13 protein-coding genes and 1 riboswitch are annotated in these 20,829 nt (G+C 37.6%); of the genes, 3 read left to right on the top strand and 10 right to left on the bottom strand.

Going from position 1 to position 20,829, the window contains the following annotated elements:
• Positions 1-14: 14 nt before the first annotated feature.
• The 8 genes from KQI69_RS01950 to metK form a co-directional block, all read right to left on the bottom strand.
• Positions 15-2,111 (bottom strand): methyl-accepting chemotaxis protein, encoded by a 2,097-nt coding sequence (locus KQI69_RS01950; RefSeq protein ID WP_216563601.1) that lies wholly within the window; start codon positions 2,109-2,111, stop codon positions 15-17.
• A gap of 58 nt (positions 2,112-2,169) precedes the next feature.
• Entirely contained in the window at positions 2,170-3,066 is an 897-nt protein-coding gene (locus KQI69_RS01945; RefSeq protein ID WP_216563600.1) for an alpha/beta hydrolase, read from the bottom strand.
• 88 nt (positions 3,067-3,154) lie between these two features.
• The gene (locus tag KQI69_RS01940; RefSeq protein WP_216563599.1) at positions 3,155-3,949 is read right to left on the bottom strand and encodes an ABC transporter ATP-binding protein; all 795 of its coding nucleotides are present in this window, start codon (positions 3,947-3,949) and stop codon (positions 3,155-3,157) included.
• Positions 3,950-3,951: 2 nt separating this feature from the next.
• Positions 3,952-4,899 carry an ABC transporter permease gene (locus tag KQI69_RS01935; protein WP_216563598.1) on the bottom strand — a complete coding sequence of 316 codons (948 nt, stop codon included), beginning with the start codon at positions 4,897-4,899 and terminating at the stop codon, positions 3,952-3,954.
• A 138-nt stretch (positions 4,900-5,037) separates the two neighbouring features.
• Positions 5,038-5,346 carry a hypothetical protein gene (locus tag KQI69_RS01930; RefSeq protein ID WP_216563597.1) on the bottom strand — a complete coding sequence of 103 codons (309 nt, stop codon included), beginning with the start codon at positions 5,344-5,346 and terminating at the stop codon, positions 5,038-5,040.
• Between the two features lie 6 nt (positions 5,347-5,352).
• Positions 5,353-7,500 (bottom strand): glycoside hydrolase family 13 protein, encoded by a 2,148-nt coding sequence (locus KQI69_RS01925; protein WP_371818698.1) that lies wholly within the window; start codon positions 7,498-7,500, stop codon positions 5,353-5,355.
• Positions 7,501-7,779: 279 nt separating this feature from the next.
• On the bottom strand, positions 7,780-9,204 hold the full coding sequence (locus KQI69_RS01920) for a CCA tRNA nucleotidyltransferase (protein WP_371818701.1): 1,425 nt from the start codon (positions 9,202-9,204) through the stop codon (positions 7,780-7,782).
• A 388-nt stretch (positions 9,205-9,592) separates the two neighbouring features.
• Entirely contained in the window at positions 9,593-10,780 is a 1,188-nt protein-coding gene (gene metK / locus KQI69_RS01915) for a methionine adenosyltransferase (RefSeq protein ID WP_216563595.1), read from the bottom strand.
• Positions 10,781-10,957: 177 nt separating this feature from the next.
• Positions 10,958-11,053, bottom strand: a riboswitch (SAM riboswitch).
• Positions 11,054-11,286: 233 nt separating this feature from the next.
• Here metK and KQI69_RS01910 point away from each other — a divergent pair.
• From KQI69_RS01910 to KQI69_RS01900, 3 genes are all read left to right on the top strand, one after another.
• Positions 11,287-12,702, top strand: a complete 1,416-nt coding sequence (locus KQI69_RS01910) for a glucosaminidase domain-containing protein (protein WP_216563594.1) — start codon at positions 11,287-11,289, stop codon at positions 12,700-12,702.
• A gap of 232 nt (positions 12,703-12,934) precedes the next feature.
• Entirely contained in the window at positions 12,935-15,484 is a 2,550-nt protein-coding gene (locus KQI69_RS01905; protein WP_216563593.1) for a response regulator, read from the top strand.
• Between the two features lie 58 nt (positions 15,485-15,542).
• Positions 15,543-17,657 carry a glycoside hydrolase family 2 protein gene (locus KQI69_RS01900; RefSeq protein ID WP_253288955.1) on the top strand — a complete coding sequence of 705 codons (2,115 nt, stop codon included), beginning with the start codon at positions 15,543-15,545 and terminating at the stop codon, positions 17,655-17,657.
• Here the strand turns inward: KQI69_RS01900 and KQI69_RS01895 are convergent.
• Entirely contained in the window at positions 17,589-18,755 is a 1,167-nt protein-coding gene (locus tag KQI69_RS01895; protein ID WP_216563592.1) for a YibE/F family protein, read from the bottom strand. The genes KQI69_RS01900 and KQI69_RS01895 overlap by 69 nt on opposite strands.
• 81 nt (positions 18,756-18,836) lie before the next feature.
• The gene (locus tag KQI69_RS01890) at positions 18,837-20,642 is read right to left on the bottom strand and encodes a metallophosphoesterase (RefSeq protein WP_253288954.1); all 1,806 of its coding nucleotides are present in this window, start codon (positions 20,640-20,642) and stop codon (positions 18,837-18,839) included.
• Between the last annotated feature and the right edge of the window lie 187 nt (positions 20,643-20,829).

Below are 20,829 nucleotides of genomic sequence, written 5' to 3'. Positions count from 1 at the left end.
CTTTCTTGATAATGCTAAATACTGTTATTTACATACTCTCTTATTGCATTGTCATCCTCAGGCATCTGACAGCCTACAATATACATTCCATCATTTTCAGAGCAGCGGATAACCCTACCTTCAAGTACATTATGTTTCGGAAGATCAAAATCTTCAATTTCAATCTTTATCTTAGCATTTTTATTTTCTTTAAAATATGAATCTTTTGTCAGCAGAGCAAAACCATTTGCACTTATATTGTCAAGTCTTGCATCTATTACTTTTCCCGACTCCTGTAATATTATCTTACACTTATTATTTATATCCATACGAGGATACTTTCTTCTGTTCTTTATCGTCGGTCTTGATGTTACCGTAATCTCAAATGTATGTGCACCTTCCGACTGAATTTGTTTAATGCCTGCACTCTTCCACATATACAATACATTTCCAACAGTTATCTGCAACTGACATTCTGACTCTTTATATGTTTCTTTTGCCTTTGGAAGATTTACGATAACCTTATCATCAATCTGTTTTATAACATCTCCATGAAGTATCTCAACAGAATCCTCTAAATCTGCTTTCTTTATGGAAACCTGAACTTTCATTCCAGGCTGTATATCCTCGATTCCCATAAATCCACCGATACCAAGTTCACACATAAGAGCCTCAACAACCTTTTCAATATCATTTATATTAGTCATAGACTCTTCATACTTACTAAGCATACGGTTGCTTATCTCATTTGAATATGATATGCATCCTGTCATGTCAGATACGATTCCAGATACATTATCCATATTATCAACAAGCTGACGATTTGAGTTTTCAACCTCTTTCATAGCTGTATCAATCTCCTGGATATGACTTTCAAGCTGTTTTGAGTCATCATTTATCTTTCCAACATTCTTTCCGGTTTTTGTAACCTTTTTAAATGTCTCCTGGACAAGCTTTATCGTTTCCTCCATCGATGCAGTCATCTTATCCGATGTCTGCTGAAGTCTTATAAGAGCATCTTCTATCTGACCTGATGAAGACTGTGTCTCTGTACTAAGTGAGCTTATCTGCTGAGCAACAACCCCAAATCCTCTGCCCGCTTCCCCAGCTCTTGCAGCTTCAATAGAAGCATTCAACGCAAGAAGTGTCGTCTGCTCCGTAATCTCTTCGATTTTACCGGTCTCAAGCTTAACCCTTTCAAATTCCTCCCTGAAGTTTTCAAGTATCTTTCCCATTTCAGAAGCAAGATTCGTCATTAAATGTGTAGTCTCAACAAGACTTTTAAGATCATCTGAACTATTTTTTGCATGTTCTCCTGATTCAACAGTTAAACTTACCATCTGTTCTATCATTTCTGCAACATGCTGTACCTGTGAATTAATATCCGTAGTCATATTTACAGATGATGAAGTTGTCTCTTCAAGTCTGCCATTATTATCTTTAAGTGTTACCATACCATCAACAACTACATTAGCACTGTGAGTATTTTCAACAGAAATCTCTCTTACTACAGATACACCACTCATAATTGAATTACTCGCTGTTTTAACCTTTTCAACCGTTGTGATAACACGTTTAAGATCAGCTTTTATGCTATTTGTCATTGCGCCATCAGACTCATTAAGGTGATGAATCGACATTACATAACAAATGTAACAGAGAATTATAGCAGACAATTCAAGCTGATAATTTTTCATATCTGCTTCTGAATTATATCCACACATTACATGATAAACAGAACTTATTATGATAATAATCGAGTTTACGATACCACAGTAAACCATAAACTTACGATTTTTATACAGTACAAGAAGACTTGTAACTGGAAGAATATATGTAAATGCTATTGGTGATTCAGTTGTACTTATAACAAATGTATAAAAAATCCCATAACCAATTACAAGGTTGTATTTATACAAATCTGTTTCCCATCCTTTAACTCTCAAAAGGATTTCTCCTGAAACTATCGGAATCCAGCAAAGTGCTAGAAATACAGCATAATAAGATGCCGTATTAAGCCCGTTAGCTACATCAGAACCATAATTTGCTGAAAGAAGTATCGCAAATATGAACCATATGCGCCTTGCTTTTCTGTTTGCCTTTTCCTTAAAAACATTTTCATCGTAATTCATAAAACCTCACCTCCACATATTTAGATCAGGTAAATTCACTATCCCTTATCTGATTGAACTATCTTTTACAGTGCATAAAAAATTTTGATATCTCCCTGATAGTTTCACCACTCTCTTTAAGTTCCGGCTCAAAAACACTGAATGCATGTGTCAATTCAGGCTTCTTTTCAAAATTTATCAATTTATGGTATTTATTATTTTTTTTGAGTGCTTTTACAAAATTAATGGTGTAATGTTTTAAATTATCATTCTCGCTTGTCACAAGAAAACACGGCGGAAGTGCATTTATCAATTCCGTATTTTCAGGGTTGACATACTTCGCAAAACTTTCTTTTTTGTAATTCTTTCCATAAAGATATTTTGGAAGGAACAACCCCAGTTTATCAAACTTATTTGTATAGAACATACCACTTATAAGCCCAAGCGCTTTTATGTTTATCTTTGATGCCTTAACCTTCGCCGCCGCAGCCATCTTTTTGTTTGTTATCATAGCTGTTGTATATGTTAGGAGACATGCTCCACCACTGTCACCTACCGCGAAGATTTCCTTCTCATCTCCATTATATTTTGAAATATTTTTGTCAATATAGTCAAATGCTCTCGATAAGTCTTCACACTGGTCAAAAAACATGCAGTCCGGCACAAGACGATATTCAACACTAAATATAACATATCCAAGTTTACACATTTTCGCACAAAAATATCTGTTAAACTCCTTACTTCCAAGAATAAGACCTCCGCCATGAACATTTATGATGACCGGAAGCTTTTTACTGCCCGCTTCTTTAGGTCTGTAAACATCCAATCTGTGTGCCTTATCTCCATCATCAAGGTATGCTATGTTTTTATATTCCTCAACATCATCTGGGAATGTCATTCTTTTTTCTCTTTCCTTTTGTTCTTTAAAAAAATCAGCCCGCTGTTTGTAAAAAATATCTGTAATACTATGGCTCATATATATTCCTGCCTCTTTATCTTAATTTATAGTTATAATTAAGGCGGGTATCATCCTAATCCGATGACCTCCCCGCCCTAATATTATTTTAGCTTAAAAGTGCTTTATCATTTGAGAATTCCTCGCCGCTTACCTCTTCAAATTTCTGAAGCAGGTCCTCAACTGTAAGTTTCTTTTTTTCTTCACCCTTGATATCAAGTATAACCTGTCCCTCATTCATCATGATAAGACGATTTCCATGCACTATCGCATCTCTCATATTGTGTGTAACCATCATTGCCGTAAGATTATTTTCTGCAATAATCTTATCTGACAGTTCAAGAACTTTTGCCGCTGTCTTAGGATCGAGAGCCGCTGTATGTTCATCAAGTAAAAGAAGTTTTGGCTTTTTGATCGTAGCCATAAGAAGTGTAAGTGCCTGTCTCTGTCCTCCTGATAAAAGACCAACCTTTGAAGTCATTCTGTCCTCAAGACCAAGATCAAGTTTGGCAAGCAGCTCCCTGTACTTCTTCTTTTCTGACTTTGTAACGCCCCATCTCAAACCTCTTCTCTGACCTCTCCTGGCAGCAAGTGCGAGATTTTCTATGATTTCCATAGTAGATGCAGTTCCATTCATAGGATCCTGAAACACTCTTCCGAGATACGGAGCTCTCTTATGCTCTGAAAGCCCTGTCATATCAACTCCATCAATTACAATACTTCCTTTATCTATAGGCCATACTCCTGCAACAGCATTGAGTGTGGTAGACTTTCCTGCACCGTTTCCACCAATTACAGTAACGAAATCACCGTCTTCGAGTTTTAAGTTGACACCATTTAAAGCTTTCTTCTCATTTATCGTACCAAGATTAAATGTTTTATGCACATTGTTTAGTTCTAACATTTTCAGGCACCTCCCTTTGCAGCTTTTCTATATGAATTCTTAGCTTTTCCTCTGAGATATGGTACTGCAAGGAATATGGCAACAACCATAGCCGAGAACATCTTCATATCAATAGTAGGAAGACCAAGCCACAATACAAACTGAATAACTATATAGTAGATTATGCTTCCGACTGCAACAAATGCGAGTCTCGCACTGAAATTGAGTTTCTTTCCAAAGATTGCCTCTCCAAGCACCTCACCAATGATAACTGATGCAAGACCGATAACGATAGAACCTCTACCCATGTTTACATCAAAGTTACCCTGATACTGCGAAAGAAGACCACCTGCAAATCCTACAAGACCATTAGAAAATACAAGTGCGATAACCTTTGCAACATTTGTATTTATACCTTGTGCCCTTGACATGTTAGGATTACAGCCTGTCGCTCTGATCGTAAAACCGAGTTCCGTTCCAAAAAACCAGTACATAAGACCTATGACTATCGCAAGTATGACAAGCACTGCAACTATGGTGGCAGGATTATCACGACCTGTGACAACTAGCTTATACATGTCTACATTTACAGCCTGATTTGCCTTTCCCTCTGATATGTTCAGATTTATCGAATATAATGAAAGCTGTGTAAGAATACCCGCCAGTATATCAGGAATTCCAAGAACAGTATGTAACACACCAGTAATAAGTCCTGCAAGCATACCTGCAACAAATGCAGCCACAACCGCGGCTATCGGACTCCATCCTTTCAAAATAAGCATGACAGTGACAACACCACCCGTTGCCATCGTTCCATCAACCGTAAGATCGGCAAAATCAAGTATCTTAAAAGTCAAGAATACTCCTATCGCCATGATTCCCCAGATAAGTCCCTGGGCTACAGAACCGGGTAATGCGCGAACAAGTGCTGTGATATCCTGTGCACATACCACTGGAATTAAACTGTACATTTTTCTCCTCCGTTCCGTCGGTTTTTAACTCCCGACACTTTATATTACATTTGGGTATTCGACTTTTTCTTCCAAAAACCCTTAATAGATGTATTATATTATAATTATTATTATAAAAGCAATGAAAATGTATATTTATTATTTATTTTTTGTAGTTTTTCTCGAGTTATTTTTTTTATCTTCATTGTCTTTTTTTATCGTATCACCTTCTGAAATCTTTGTTCCTTTCTTCACACTGCCTATGCTCGCACCGCCAACATAATAATCTTCCTGCGGCTTAGGTGATACAGTTTCCTGTACATCTGCACTATAGGCACTTTCAAGCCCCAATTTACCATGCCTTTCCACAATAAAATAATGAACGACCATAGCAAATGCAAGAACAATCATGACAGCAATGACCGTTTTCCTTCCACGGCCATGCATCCACTCTCTTATTTTTCCCATAGATTTTTAACCCATGCTTTCTATATCTTTTATTATCATTCCTGACATCGGAGGACACTCAACATGAATGTTTCCGTTTACAACAGGATAGACCTTAGCCTCATCAGAATAACCTTCCCTGCTGCTTATCATAAGCCTTGCCATACGCGTCTCCTGAATGACGCCAAGTCTCCACACCGGTATATCTGCCTCACGAACCTCATCACTGCTGTTTATCATGACAACTATCTTATCGTTCTCGTCAAATCTTCCATAACCTATCAGTTTATACTGACCTTTTAAAAAGAGAATCGAACCTGTCTTAAATACCTGATAATCCTTGTGTATCCTTATAAGCTGTCTGTGATATTCAATCAGTTCCTGATCTTCTCTTCCCCAAGGATATGTCCTTCTGTTGTCAGGGTCAGTCCAGCCGCAAAGTCCTGCCTCATCACCATAATATATAGTCGGTGCTCCCGGCCATGTCATCTGTATCATGACACCAAGTCTGAAAAGAGCCTTATCTATTCCCTCATCTGCCGCCTGAGGTCCCACACTCGCTGTTCTTCCGACCCTGTGATTTGTTCTCGTCATAAACCTTGAATGGTCATGGTTTGAAAGTTCATTCATGGCAACCTGAAGCGACTGTGTGTTAAATCTTGTCATATAATTTCGCATAGAGCCAAAGAACGCATCAGCATTGCCAAGAAGATCCTCCCTGTACTCATCACTATGCTTTTCAACTCCTGTCAAAAACCATGTTATAGGCTCCATAAACGCATCATAGTTCATAACTGTATCCCACTGGTCACCGCGAAGCCAGCTCGTAGGATCACCATAATGCTCTGCAAGCACGATTGCATCAGGATTTGCCTCCTTGACATTTCTCCTGAATTCTTTCCAGAAATAATGATTGTATTCCTGTGACTGTCCGAGGTCTGCCGCAACATCAAGTCTCCATCCGTCAACATTGTACGGAGGTGAAACCCATTTTCTCGCTATATGCATGATATAGTCAAAAAGAAGCGGTGAATCCTCATAATTGAGTTTAGGAAGTGTATCGTGTCCCCACCATCCGTCATAGTGATAATTGTATGGCCACATATCTTCGTTAAACTTAAAGAATGTCCTGTACGGACTCTCACTAGATACATACGCACCCTTTTCGTAGCCTTCTGCATCCTCATATATACACTCTCTGTCAAGCCATTTATTGAAAGAACCACAGTGATTGAAAACACCATCAAGAATAACTTTCATGCCTCTTCTGTGAACTTCCTCAACAAATTTTGCAAAAAACTCATTGCTCGCCTCAAGATTTTCCTTATCAGTCACCCTGCACACATACTTTGTCGCATATTTATTAGGATAAGTTCCATCACACATAAGGTTTCCCTGTTCATCCCTGTGTAAGACTTCGCCCTCATCTTTAACTATCTTTCCAAAATGGGGGTCGATATAATCATAATCCTGAATATCATATTTATGATTTGATGGTGATACAAAAAGCGGATTAAAATATATCGCGTCAACACCAAGTCCCTGCAGATAATCAAGTTTCTGCCAGACACCCGCTATATCACCACCATAAAATTCCCTGACACCCATCGAAGCCGGATATTTAAACCAGTCATTCACCTTGTCAGTTCCCTCACCGATATAGACATACTCATCTTTCTCAACATCATTTGACCTGTCACCGTTACAAAAACGGTCAACATATATCTGATAAAACACTGCACCTTTCGCCCAGTCCGGTGTACTAAACGAAGGTGTTATCGTAAAGTTGTAATAAGGTTCAACTCCACTGCATACTCCAACACTGTTGTAATAACATACCACACTTCCGCTTGTAACTTCAAAATAATAATCTATCATTTTATCTGTAAGTTCAACGGTGCTCTCATAGTAATCAAACATTCTGTCATTATACACTTTTTCCATCTCTATACGTGTATCGGTACAGACTACAAGAACTACTTTATCAATATTCTCTCTGCCCGTTCTGAATCTTATCTTAACATTCTCATTTATCTCAGGTTCAGGTGGGATACGGTATCTCGCCGTACCATCACTAAAAAGTGCCTGAGGGTTAAATATAGTTGTAAGATTGTCGATAAAAAGCTGTGTTTTCATAGCTTTTGTCATCTTTCCAAGCCTTACATTCAAATCCATAACATCACTCCTATAAAATAAACTCATGCCTCATTCAGGCATGGGACTGTAATCCTGTAAAATCCCATCATTGACACATAGCCTGACAGTTAGTGCCATGCCCTTCATATGAACAGTAACATTTTACTACAATTACTGACTGTCCTCAACAGATTTTCCCTATACATCCATATTTTTTGCATAAATAATATATCATCCACTTTGAGCCTGCAGACTACATCCTTTCAGATATAAAAAATACCATCCACAACTACAGCGTGACCAGCATAAATAAAACTGCTATATATCAAGCGTTTTCAGATATCCCAATAAATTTTCCTTTGTGTTAGCCTCAGGTTCATCCAGAACTTTATCAAGCATATTCTTCAAAATATCACCCATTTTGGGTCCCGGCTTTACCCCTGCCGCTATCAGATCAGAACCAGTTACCGCCAGATCTTTCACAGACAGTGGCTGTGCATTTTCAACGATATATTCAAACCTTTTAACCCCGGAATTTATCTTTGAAAGTTTTTCATCAAGCATCTTATCACTCTGCGATAACACATCAGCATACTCGACAAGAAAAAGCATATTCATGATATCTGCACCTATCTTTGACACTGCACACCTGAAAGCCCTGTTTGTGTCTTCCATACGGTAATCATGAAATTTTATGAGCCTGCATGTCTTTGATATCGAATCATTGTCAAAGGTAAGTCTTCTCATGATCTTCTTCGCCATCTTCTCACCTTCCTGCGGGTGTCCGTAAAAATGACCGATACCATCTTTGTCAACAGTCATTACTACAGGTTTTGCGATATCATGCAAAAGCATCGCCATGCAGAGTACCGTCTGCTGTTTTTTATCCATCTCTGCAGTAAGCCTTTTGGCTGTGTCCAATACATCTTCTGGTATATTATCATATATCTTCTTATCTGAAGTAACTCCAAAGAAACAGTTCATTATCTCAACACAATGTATACTATGCTCTCCAACTGTATATATATGATGCGGATTTTTCTGCTCTGTCACGATAGCTATATCAAGTTCAGGCAGAAAATACTTTGTCATTCCAGTATCATAAGCGTCCCTTATCCTTCCTGCATCTTTTGAGACAAGCAGTTTTGTAAGTTCAACTCTTATCCTCTCTGCACTTATGTTTTCAAGATGAGCCGCTCTCTCAACGATAGCTTTTCTTGTCTTTTCCTCAATCTCAAATCCAAGCTGGCCCGCAAATCTTACAGCCCGAAGCATCCTTAGTGCGTCCTCATCAAATCTCTGTCCGGCATCACCCACACATCTTATTATACCATCTTTGAGGTCTTTAATACCGCCAAATTCGTCTACAATCCCCCTATTCTCGTTGTAAGCCATCGCATTTATCGTGAAATCACGGCGTTCGAGGTCAAGTTTGAGATTGTCGGTAAACTCCACCTGTTTTGGATGTCTGTTATCCTCGTACTCACCATCTATCCTGTATGTCGTAACTTCATAGCCGATATGATCAAGCATAACTGTAACTGTACCATGCTGTATACCTGTATCGATTGTTTTTTTGAAAAGCTTTTTTATCTCAGGTGGCTTTGCAGATGTGGTAATGTCCCAGTCCTGCGGCTTTCTGCCAAGCAGTGTGTCCCTGACACATCCCCCTACTGCGTAGGCTTCATATCCTGCCTGTTCAAGTTTACTAATAATATATGAAACATGTTTCGGTAATATCATCTTCAATTTTCTTTCACCTCACCAAAATATAATAATATAATAACCTGAAATGTACTGGTTTGACAAATGTTTATTTTTTTGTCGGGGTGATAAACGGACGCCGAGAATGGTGGTTATGATTCTGCGCTCAGGAACGCTTTCGCTCGAAGAACTGCGTAACGGTACATAAGCGGGCAAAACACGCCCGCTAAATGCCGACACAGTTCTAACGTCCTTCGGTCAGGAATCATAACCACCATTCTCGGCTGGGGAGCGATATGTGGATGGATAATTAAGTGGATTTTAATTAGCTTTAACTAGATAAAAAGTGTGTCAGGTCTGGTTTTTGAGACTGACACACTTTTTGTTGAAATTTATATTGTTTATCTGCTATTTAATACTATAAAAATTATAAATACTTCTTCAATACATCAACCCTATCAAGCTGTTCCCAAGGGAGGTTAAGTGCATTATGTCCGAAGTGACCATATGCTGCTGTCTGCTTGTAGATTGGTCTTCTAAGGTCAAGCATCTTTATGATTCCTGCCGGACGAAGGTCAAAGTTTTCTCTGATTATCTCAACAAGTTTCTCATCTGAAAGTTTTCCTGTTCCAAATGTATCTACCATAATAGATGTAGGCTGTGCAACACCAATAGCATATGAAAGCTGAATCTCACATTTGTCTGCAAGTCCTGCTGCCACAATGTTTTTTGCAACATAACGTGCTGCGTATGCTGCTGAACGGTCAACTTTTGTACAGTCTTTTCCAGAGAATGCTCCGCCGCCATGACGAGCATATCCGCCGTATGTGTCTACGATTATCTTACGGCCTGTAAGTCCACTGTCTCCGTTTGGTCCACCTATTACAAAACGTCCTGTAGGATTGATGAAATATTTTGTTCTTTCATCTGTGAGCTCCTGCGGAACTACAGGATCTATCACATATTTACGGATATCTTCATGAATCTGTTTCTGTGAAACATCTTCTGCATGCTGTGATGAGATAACTACTGCATTTACATGAACCGGTTTTCCGTTTTCATCATATTCAACAGTAACCTGACTCTTTCCGTCTGCACGAAGATAAGGAAGTGTCCCGTCTTTGCGTACTTCTGTGAGCTTCTTTGTAAGTTTATGTGCAAGTGCAATCGGATAAGGCATGTATTCCTCTGTCTCATTTGTCGCATAACCAAACATCATACCCTGGTCACCTGCTCCAATTGCCTCAAGCTCCTCGTCAGTCATCTGATTTTCTTTTGCTTCAAGTGCCTTGTCAACACCCATTGCAATATCTGCTGACTGTGAATCAAGAAGTACATTTACCTTACATGTATCGCAGTTAAATCCCTTCTCATCAGCATCATATCCAATCTCTCTGATTGTCTCTCTTGCAATCTTCTCATAATCAACTTTTGCCTTTGTTGTAATCTCACCCATGATAAGTACATAATCTGTTGTTATAGCTGTCTCACATGCAACACGGCTCATTGGATCCTGTTCCATAAGTGCGTCAAGAATCGCATCTGATATATTGTCGCTTATTTTGTCAGGATGTCCTTCAGTTACTGATTCAGATGTAAATAATCTTTTCTCCATCGTATCCTCTTTTCTGCACTGCTCTGTACATTTCAGTCCGTATCAGGCAGTGCAAAGATACCAACTGTACTCTTATCTTTGAGGAAAAAAGCGACATATCACTAAAAGAATAAAATTCTTAATATCATAATAAAAAGTCCACCGACACAACTCGATGGACTTGATATATCTCAACTCCTCTTATTGTTCGATTTCTCGCTTAGATTGGCACCTTCCTTTATGGGGTTGCCGTGGTTTCACAGAGCCTTCACTCTCCGCCACTCTGAATAAGAGTATTCTATTTATTTTTTACAAACACATATAAGATACACCCTATATATTAGTTTGTCAACAATTATTTTATTTTTTTTGCTAAAATTTTTATTTATAGCAATAGCAAGTTATACAGCAGTAAAATTGTACATATTTTTATATATTATTTGTATTGCTTTTGTATATTTTTTTGATTTTTTTATTGAAATATGGTATACTCTCTTTCAAAATCATTTTTTATTCAGGAGGTTATTATGCGAAAAGGACTATTTTCAAAAAACGGATTATGTAAGATCCTTGTCACAAGTACTGTTTTTGCTTTAGTTACTGTAACATTTCCAAGTCATATCAGTTCTCTGTCAGTAGTTCATGCAAATAGTAATATTTCAGTCAACTCTGTTACAGTTCAGGATATTGATACGGCTGCAGACACATCCGATGATGATTCTGTTGCTACAGACGATAATACATCAAACGATGGTTCTGATTCAGTTTCCGACAAAGACAGTGTTGATAGTACAGATAGTACAAATAATAAAAAAACAGACACCGTTAAAAAACCAAAAAAAGAACATACCAACAAAAAAACTTCATCTTCTGACAGCAGCAAAAAAAATACAAATTCCCAAAAAACAGTTTCAAAAAAATCCGATAAAAAGGACAAAAAGAAAACTAAGAATAAAGAGCCAAAACATTTTAAACCTATTATCGGAAAAACAGTTACCGTTACTATGGAACATGTTCAGAAAAAATTAAACCGTATTTCTTCTGATATCAAGGAAACACAGTATAAGGCATACCGCACAAAAAGAGTTATCACTTCCAAAAGAAAGCAGCTTTCATCGATAAATACACTGACAAAAGACAGTAAAAATGAAACAAACATTGTTACTGTCTCAAGTGTTTTTGAACCTTCACAATCCCTTAAATCATACGCTAAGCAATATGACTCATCTCTCAGCGTATATCTGACACAGGAAGTTTCATCATCACAGCCTGCTGTTACTGCTTCCGGTTCATCCATCCTGCCAGATTTTGAAAAGATATCTTCTCTGATGGATACCGTTTCGATAAAACACAATATCACACATTCAAGGAGAGCTATCAAGTCTGATATCATCAAAAATAAGGCTAAGATCAAAAGCATACATAGAAAGATCAAAAGTCAGAAAAAGGTGCAGCAGACTACTGCCAAATATGTTGTTGTTTCTATCAACACAAAAAATATATTTGAACCTTCAAATGTAAGCACAAAAACTTTACAGAAAGCACTTGAGGGTACTGCCCTTGAGGAACTTGCTCCTGCATTTGTCAGAGCAGAAAAAAAATATGGTATAAATGCGATTGCAATGACCTCTATCGCTGCTCTTGAATCGGGCTGGGGCAAGAGCAAACGTGCAGTCAATGATAACAATCTTACAGGCCTTGGTGTTTACAGCGATTCAGCCAAAGGCATCAATGCAAACACTAAAGAAAAAAATATTCTTATGACAGCCGAACGACTTGCTACCCATTACAGCAAACCGGGCCAGATGTATTATAATGGAACAGGTTTTGACGGAGTTAACCGAAAATATTCCGCTTCAAAAACATGGGGATGGAAATGCGAAAATATCGCTTTCCGTATTATGAATAAGATAGCAAATCCTTCTATCGAATCACTTGCATAACAAAAAAACGCTCAGATTTTTTAATCTGGGCGTTTTTCATCACAGAAAGTCATTTTCCATTTTTGTAAATGTTTAATTGCAATATAATCAATTTCAAATTATACTATATCTAACAATAACAGTAATGCTGCATATACACATATGAAACGACTAACGACATACACTACCAGCACCACTTAAATCTAGTTTTATATGCAGCCACCTGCACAGTCAGAAAAATGCGAGGAGAGATATGAAAATACTTAAAAAACTTATATGGCTTGCTCTTGCTCTTGAGATAATCGTTCTCTTGGTCGTTGTTGCTAATTCAAATGTTGACAATATGACTCTTTCAAAGGGCGAGATTTATGATTTCAATTCGGGATGGACTATTACAAGAGAGGACGGTTCTTCCAAAAAGATAAAATCACTTCCATACAGTGAAAAATCAAAAGCCGGTGAAAAGATAATACTAAGCAATACCATTCCTAAAAAATACAGTGGTATGACCATGTCCTTTTTGTCTGCCGACAAACAGTTCCGTGTGACGATAGACGGTAAACAGATATATGAGTTCGGTGTAAATGATTCAAGACCTTTTGGCAAAACTCCCGGCAGTGTCACCAATTTTATTGATATTCCTGAAAATCTGTCTGAGGGAAAGATTGAGATTGAAATGATATCACCTTACGATAATTACGCTTCAAATATCACAAGTATAACTATATCAAGAAGAGATACATCAATCTTAAACCTTCTCAAATCAAATCTTGGTAATTTTGCCATGTGCATTATTATACTTGCCTGCGGTATTACCCTGTTTATGCTCGCTTTTATTCAGGCATTTTCAAGGCAGACAAAAGACGGTATAAGTTATCTTGGTTTTATGTGTGTGTTTGGAACTATCTATTTTTCCATTGAGACAAAATCACTAAGTATATTTTACGGAAACCAGACGCTTTACTCAAACCTTGTATTTCTTGTGCTTATGCTCTGGCCTGTTTTTATGCAGATGTATTATATAAACAATCTTGAGGAAAAGTTTCAGAAAATCTTCTATGTATTACTTTTCCTTACCCTCACAAATGTGGCATGTCAGCTTACATTGCAGATTCTTGGAATATTTGATTTTATGAATATGGCTTTTGTATCACATATTCTTATATTTATATCAGGAATGGCTATCCTCTTTTCACTGATATGCACTGTCTGTAAGACAAGGGACAAACTGCTTATCATAGAATTTCTCGGAATGTCAGCTTTTATAATCGGAAGTGCTGCAGACCTTATCCGTACATATACTATCCATATCGGTGATTTTGGCAAGTACAGCCGCTTTGGAATGACTATCTTTTCACTTCTTATGGTATTTGTACATATATTAAAAGTCATACGCGGTTACAGTGCCAGCATTGCTGAAAATGCACGACATATGGAGATGGAGGTTCAGGTCATTGAGGAAAAGAATCAGGAACTTACCATTGCAAATGAGGAAGCCGAAAAAGCTAAGGCTGAGGCAATAGCTGCTGCCAATGCAAAAAGTGTCTTTCTTGCCAATATGTCACATGAGATAAGAACTCCGATAAACGCAATACTCGGTATGGATACTATGATACTGCGTGAAAGCACCGATAAAGATATACTCGAATATGCCGGCAATATTCAATCGGCAAGCCAGACACTTTTGTCACTTATAAATGATATCCTCGACTTTTCAAAAATAGAAACAGGAAAACTTGAACTTGTACAAGGTGACTATGCCCTCTCCTCTCTTATCAATGATGTTTATCATATGCTTCTTGGAAAAGCAAAAGAAAAAGGTCTGGCACTTAATGTCGAGAGCGATAAAAATCTACCTGCCAAACTGTATGGCGACGAAGTGCGGATACGTCAGATAATCGTCAATATATTAAATAATGCCATAAAATATACTGAGAAAGGCTCTGTCACATTAAAGGTTGGTATGTCCGAACAGACAACTACTGCTGCCATAACTAGTAATAAAGCAACTACAGCAGCTATCGATATCGAAAACGAATCTAACCTTTATAACAATAATACACCCGACTCACAAGCTACTAAAAACATAATAATAACATTTACCATAACCGATACAGGAATAGGCATTAAACAGGAAAATATACCACACCTTTTCGACTCATTTTCACGATTTGATGAAAACAAGAACAAACATATCGAGGGCACAGGTCTCGGTCTTGCAATAACCAAACAGCTTACTGAACTTATGAGTGGCAGGATAAAAGTTACAAGCGAATACGGTAAGGGTTCCGTTTTTGAAGTAAGTATTCCTCAGAAAGTCGTTTCCGACCTAAAGATTGGTGACATTTCAGAAAAATATAATGCAGCCCCCGACAAAAAGAAGAAAAAGGCTTTGTTCACTGCACCTGACGCCAAAGTCCTTGTCGTTGATGATGTGAAAATGAACATAAATGTATTTAAAGCACTTTTAAAACGCACTGAAATATCGGTTGCCTCTGCAATGTCAGGTCCTGAGGCTCTTGAAATGATAAAAGAAAATAAATACGATATCATTTTCTTAGACCATATGATGCCTGATATGGATGGTATTGAGACTTATAAACATATGAAGGAACTTGAACAAAATCCTAACAAAGATACAACTGTTATTATGCTTACAGCAAATGCCATTATGGGTGCAAAAGAAGAATACATCGGCATCGGATTTAGTGACTATCTTAGTAAACCCGTACAAGCACCAAAACTTGAAGCAATGATACTCAAATATCTGCCTGAAGAACTTGTCACAAAGACCGATAAATGACAGCACCTCTCAATTATAAATTATGGTGATACAATAACACCAATGAATGGAGATATGTATGAAAAACAACAGCAGATTTCACAAAAAACTTTGTACAACATGGGGACAGAATATTGATAAAGATAATGTTTTAAGCGAATACCCACGACCTCTTTTAAAGCGTGGCACTGACAGCTATATAAACTTAAACGGTATCTGGAAATATGCTTTTACAGCCTCAAATAAAAAACCTGTGCGTTTTGACGGTGATATTCTCGTTCCCTTCTCACCTGAAGCACCACTTTCAGGTGTCAACAGACAGCTTAAACCTGATGAATATTTATGGTATGAAAGAACTGTCACTTTTGACATAAACAGACTTTCAGATGGTTCACGCTTTATACTCCATTTTGGAGCTGTTGACCAGATATGCAGCGTATATATAAACGGGATAAAAGTCTGTTCCCACTCAGGAGGTTATCTTCCATTTGAAACAGATATAACCGATATTTTAAAAAGAACTGAAACAAAATCTTCTTTCAGACTTAATGTGCGTGTAAAAGACCTTTCAGACACTTCCTATCACGCAAGAGGTAAACAGTCACTTAAACCAAAAGGAATGTTTTACACTGCACAAAGCGGTATATGGCAGACTGTATGGCTTGAATATGTACCTGAAACCTATATCAAAAAAATTATTGCCAAACCAGACCTTGACAAAAAAGTGCTGCGTATTAAAATTGTCACAAACTTAGATGATACAGAAAATTATCCTTATCATATATCAGAAACACCAAAAAATCATAATAAATGTCAGCTTAGAAAAAACGATACGAAAATATCAGGTGATAAGACAGCTTTTTACAGACACAGCTTAACAAAAACAAATGAAATCAAGGTCTGTATCAACAATCCTGATATATATACAGATATATCTGACAATAAAACACAAACTAACAGTACACAAAAAAACGACAACATAAAAATATATGATATTACAAAAAACACCGACAGCTTAAAAGTATCTGATACTACAAAAAACACCCAAAACTTTAAAGTATCTGATATTACTAAAATAACCAACAATAGAAAAACAACTGGCAGTCACAACGAATTATATAAAGATAGTCCCCACGCTCCGTTTATATATTACGGAATCAGTGACACTTTCATTGAAATACCACTTAACGGACTTGATATAAAAACATGGACTCCCGACACTCCATACCTCTACACCTTTTCAATCAGCATGGGAAAAGATTATGCTGAAAGCTACTTTGCACTACGCACTTTTACGATAGAAAGAGATAAGTCTGACATTCCACGCATATGCCTGAACCACAAACCTATCTTTCAAAAAGGTGTCTTAGATCAGGGCTACTGGCCTGACGGACTTTATACTGCCCCTTGTGACAGAGCACTTATATACGATATCAAGACGATGAAATCTCTCGGTTTCAATATGCTTAGAAAACATATTAAAATAGAAAGTGACCGCTGGTACTATCACTGCGACAGACTCGGCATGATAGTGTGGCAGGATATGGTCAATGGCGGTTCTAAATACAAATCTTGGTTTGTGACTTACCTCGCGACTCTTATGAGTTTTTTTGATACTTCCTGCATAGATAAATTTACCTATCTTTTTTCAAGGGACTCTAAAAAAGGCAGAAAAGAATTTATAAGAGAAACTTTGCAGACGATACATGCTCTCTCAGGCCATCCGTCAATCGCAGCATGGGTTATATTTAACGAAGGCTGGGGACAGTTTGATACAAACCGAATTACAAAACTTGTAAGAAGAACCGACAGTACAAGACTTATCGACCAGGCAAGCGGCTGGTTCGACCAAGGCGGCGGTGACATAAAAAGCATACATAACTACTTTTTCCCACTCCGTCTTTTTAAGAAAGATAAGCGTGCATATGCCCTTACCGAATACGGCGGTTATACACAGACAATAAAGCACCATAACGCCGCATACAGATGTTACGGTTATGGTGCCTGTAAGAATTATAGTGAATTAAAAAAACGATATGAAAAGAGAGAAAAAGAAATTTCTGCCCTTATCCCACAAGGACTTTGTGCAAGCATTTACACACAGCTCTCCGATGTCGAAAACGAACTAAACGGTATCCTCACTTACGACAGGGCTGTTAATAAATTTGACAAGTCTAAATTTGATAAGCACTGACGCAAACATTGATACAAGAGGTACTGTAAGGATAATGCCTATACTTCCCGCTATTCCCCTCATCAGTTCTATACCTATCGTATACGAATTTATGATCTGGAGATACGGGAGGTTATATGCATAATCCAGCAAAAGCTCACTAAGCGAACCGCCAGCAAATGCAAGTATAAGCGTATTTGCCATCGTACCCATCATATCTTTTCCTACATTCATTCCCCTCTTAAACAATTCTTTTACATTTAATTCAGGATTTACATCATGTATTTCAGTTATGGTAGATGCAACAGATAAACCAACATCCATAACCGCTCCAAGTGATGATATCAAAATGCCCGCAAACAACAGGTCTCCTATCTTTATGTTAGTACAGTTTGCAACAGATACAAGACTGTCTATATTGCTTACATTGTATCCTGATATACCCGATATCTTTCCAAAAAGCCATGCAGCAATTCCTGAGATTACAACCCCTGATACCGTTCCTAAAATAGCTGCAAGCGATTTTTTTGTATAACCTGTAAGTACAAATATCGTTATTATCGTAGTAAGTATTACCGTTATCACTGCAGCATTTACCGGACTCATCCCCCTGTATATTGCCGGGAACAAAAACAATAATACAAGTATGAATGTGATAACCAGACCCACCACAGCTTTAACACCGTTTTTTCCTCCTACGATACACAGCAATAAGAAAAACAAACCAATAAATCCATATATATATGGCTCTCTGTTAAAACTGTATACGGATGTAACTGTCACTTCCCCTGACTGATTTGTAAGTGTAACAACTTTCATCCCCTCATAACATGTCGCTCCGTAAAGACTGCCGTTCGTACTCACAGCTTTAACAACCTGACCTTTTCTCTTTCCACTCAAAAACCTGACCTTTACCTCCTGATTTCCAACCCTGCTTCCGTCCTCCTGAAGATTGTCCGTTATAACCTCAGTAACAACTGCTTTTTCAAATTCCTGAGATTTATTTGACACAAGATCAACTTTATCAACATCGCTCCATTTTATAAGAAATATGCCAAGTGCAATAATAAAAAGTACAGGTACTATATATTTTATTAAATCTAATGGTTTCAATTTCATCTGCTATATGCCTCCGGGCAGACCATCTTCCACTAGTGAAAGATGATTTTTTCTAATCTGCCTGCCTATTCTAATCTTTTTTTATTTTACGGTAATCTTACAGCTTGCCTTTTTCGTGCCTGCTTTTGCCGTAATAGTTGCTTTGCCTGCTTTCTTTGCAGTTACAACACCTTTTGAATAAACCACAGCAACTTTTTTATCTGATGATGAGAATGTCACTTTTTTATCTGTCGCATCCGAAGGTGTGACTGTAGCTTTAAGTGTAATCTTGTCACCTTTGTTTAAAGTTGCTTTTGTCTTATTAAGTTTAATGCTTTTTACCGTGTTATTATTGTTAGTTTCCTTTTTCTTAGTGATAGTAAATGAATTGTCAATCTTATCACCTGTATTTACATCATAAGTATTTATTGTAAATGAATCCTTTGTAATATTCACTACTGAATATGTCGGTGTCCATGTCTGGCTTCTATCGGCGATATAATCCTGCTGGGTAGAGATAAGATTGTAATACTTACTTCCTGTTGCAGAGTTTGCTTCCATGTAAAGTACACCTTCAGGATTATTTATCGTACCCTGTGTTTTGTCTACTATCTTATAGCAGAGGTTCTGATTAAGATAATCCTGTTTAGACTCAAGTGCGGCAGTGTCATCTGTCTTTCCGTCTTTTACATTGAGATATTCATTCTTTACATTTTCCTTTGTGTATGCCGTATGTGCTTTTCCATCACTCGTAAGCATATAACTTCTTGAATATGTATGGTCATGTCCCTGAAGTACAACATCTATATCATATTTGTCAAGAAGTGTGGTAAGCTGGGTACGAAGCACTATACCGTCCGAATCTGAATGGTCATAACCTGAACCATAGATATCATGATGGAATGTCACTATCTTCCACCTTGCATCAGGAGCGGCTGCTTCTGCTTTTTTGATAAGAGCTTCATGGTCTGCACAATTGTAATTATTTGTGTTTAAAACGATAAATAATGCATCGCCATATGTGTAGTAATAATCATTTCCGGCAGGTGTTGCATCTTTTTCTTCCGTATATGCATTTGGCACATTGAAATGATTCTGATAATTTGCAAATTTTGAATCATGATTACCGATAGTCGGTGCAACCGGAACATTTACAAGCACATCTGCTGAAAGGAATCCTGCGTATTCATATTCCTGTCCATTATCATCACCTGTATTGTTTATCTGGTCTCCGGCTGACACGATAAAGTCAATATCTGAATGGTCACTTATCGCCGCTGTAAGAGTCTTATTCCAGCTAAACGCATCATTTCTCGCTGCAATACTTTCTGACTGTGCCTCTGAACCCTCTGTCGGTGTCTGTCCTTTAGATGCTCCAATCTGTGGATCACCAACATAAAGGAAACTAAAATCTGAAGTATCTCCTGTTCTAAATTTCTTTGCTGCTGTCCATTTTCCATCAACAAGACACTGATAGTAATATGTAGTATTTTCTTTTAAATCAGTTATCGTAACTTTATTTGCATAGTATGTCACATCATCAATCTTTTTATATTCCTTTGATGTTCCTGTAAATTCTTTATAATTTTCTGAATATGTATTACTTCCATCTTTCTCTGTTGTCTTTGACATATCCGGATTTGTTGAAACACGGACTTTTGCTTCATCTTGTGTTTTGGAGTACCATCCATAATTCATCTTTGTTGCATCTGCACCGGGTACCATTGAAACTTTTTCATAATCTGTCTTTATGGTCTCCCACTTTGTTTTCCACTGTGACCACTCATCCGAGATTGCTTTCTTTCCTGAATTATCATTCCAATGCTCTGTTGCTGCAAAACCTGTCACCGCCATTGTACCTGCAAGACAGGCTGCGGCTGCTGACATAAATAATCTTGATTTTCTCATGATTTTCTTTCCTCCCTGTGTTATGTTTCTCATGTATTTCCTGTACAAAACAGATATTAACACAAGGTTGTAAATCACAAATCATAATACGGTAAAATGAATGTAAAAGATTTTAAGACAAAATTTCTGCATAGTCAAGCGGATATTCGCAATCCGCTTTGCTACTTGCTCATAACACTATTAGCTG

This window comes from Eubacterium sp. MSJ-13, from assembly GCF_018918235.1.
In the GTDB taxonomy this organism is placed as follows: domain Bacteria; phylum Bacillota; class Clostridia; order Lachnospirales; family Lachnospiraceae; genus Butyribacter.
This window is presented reverse-complemented; position numbering and strand designations above follow the sequence as displayed.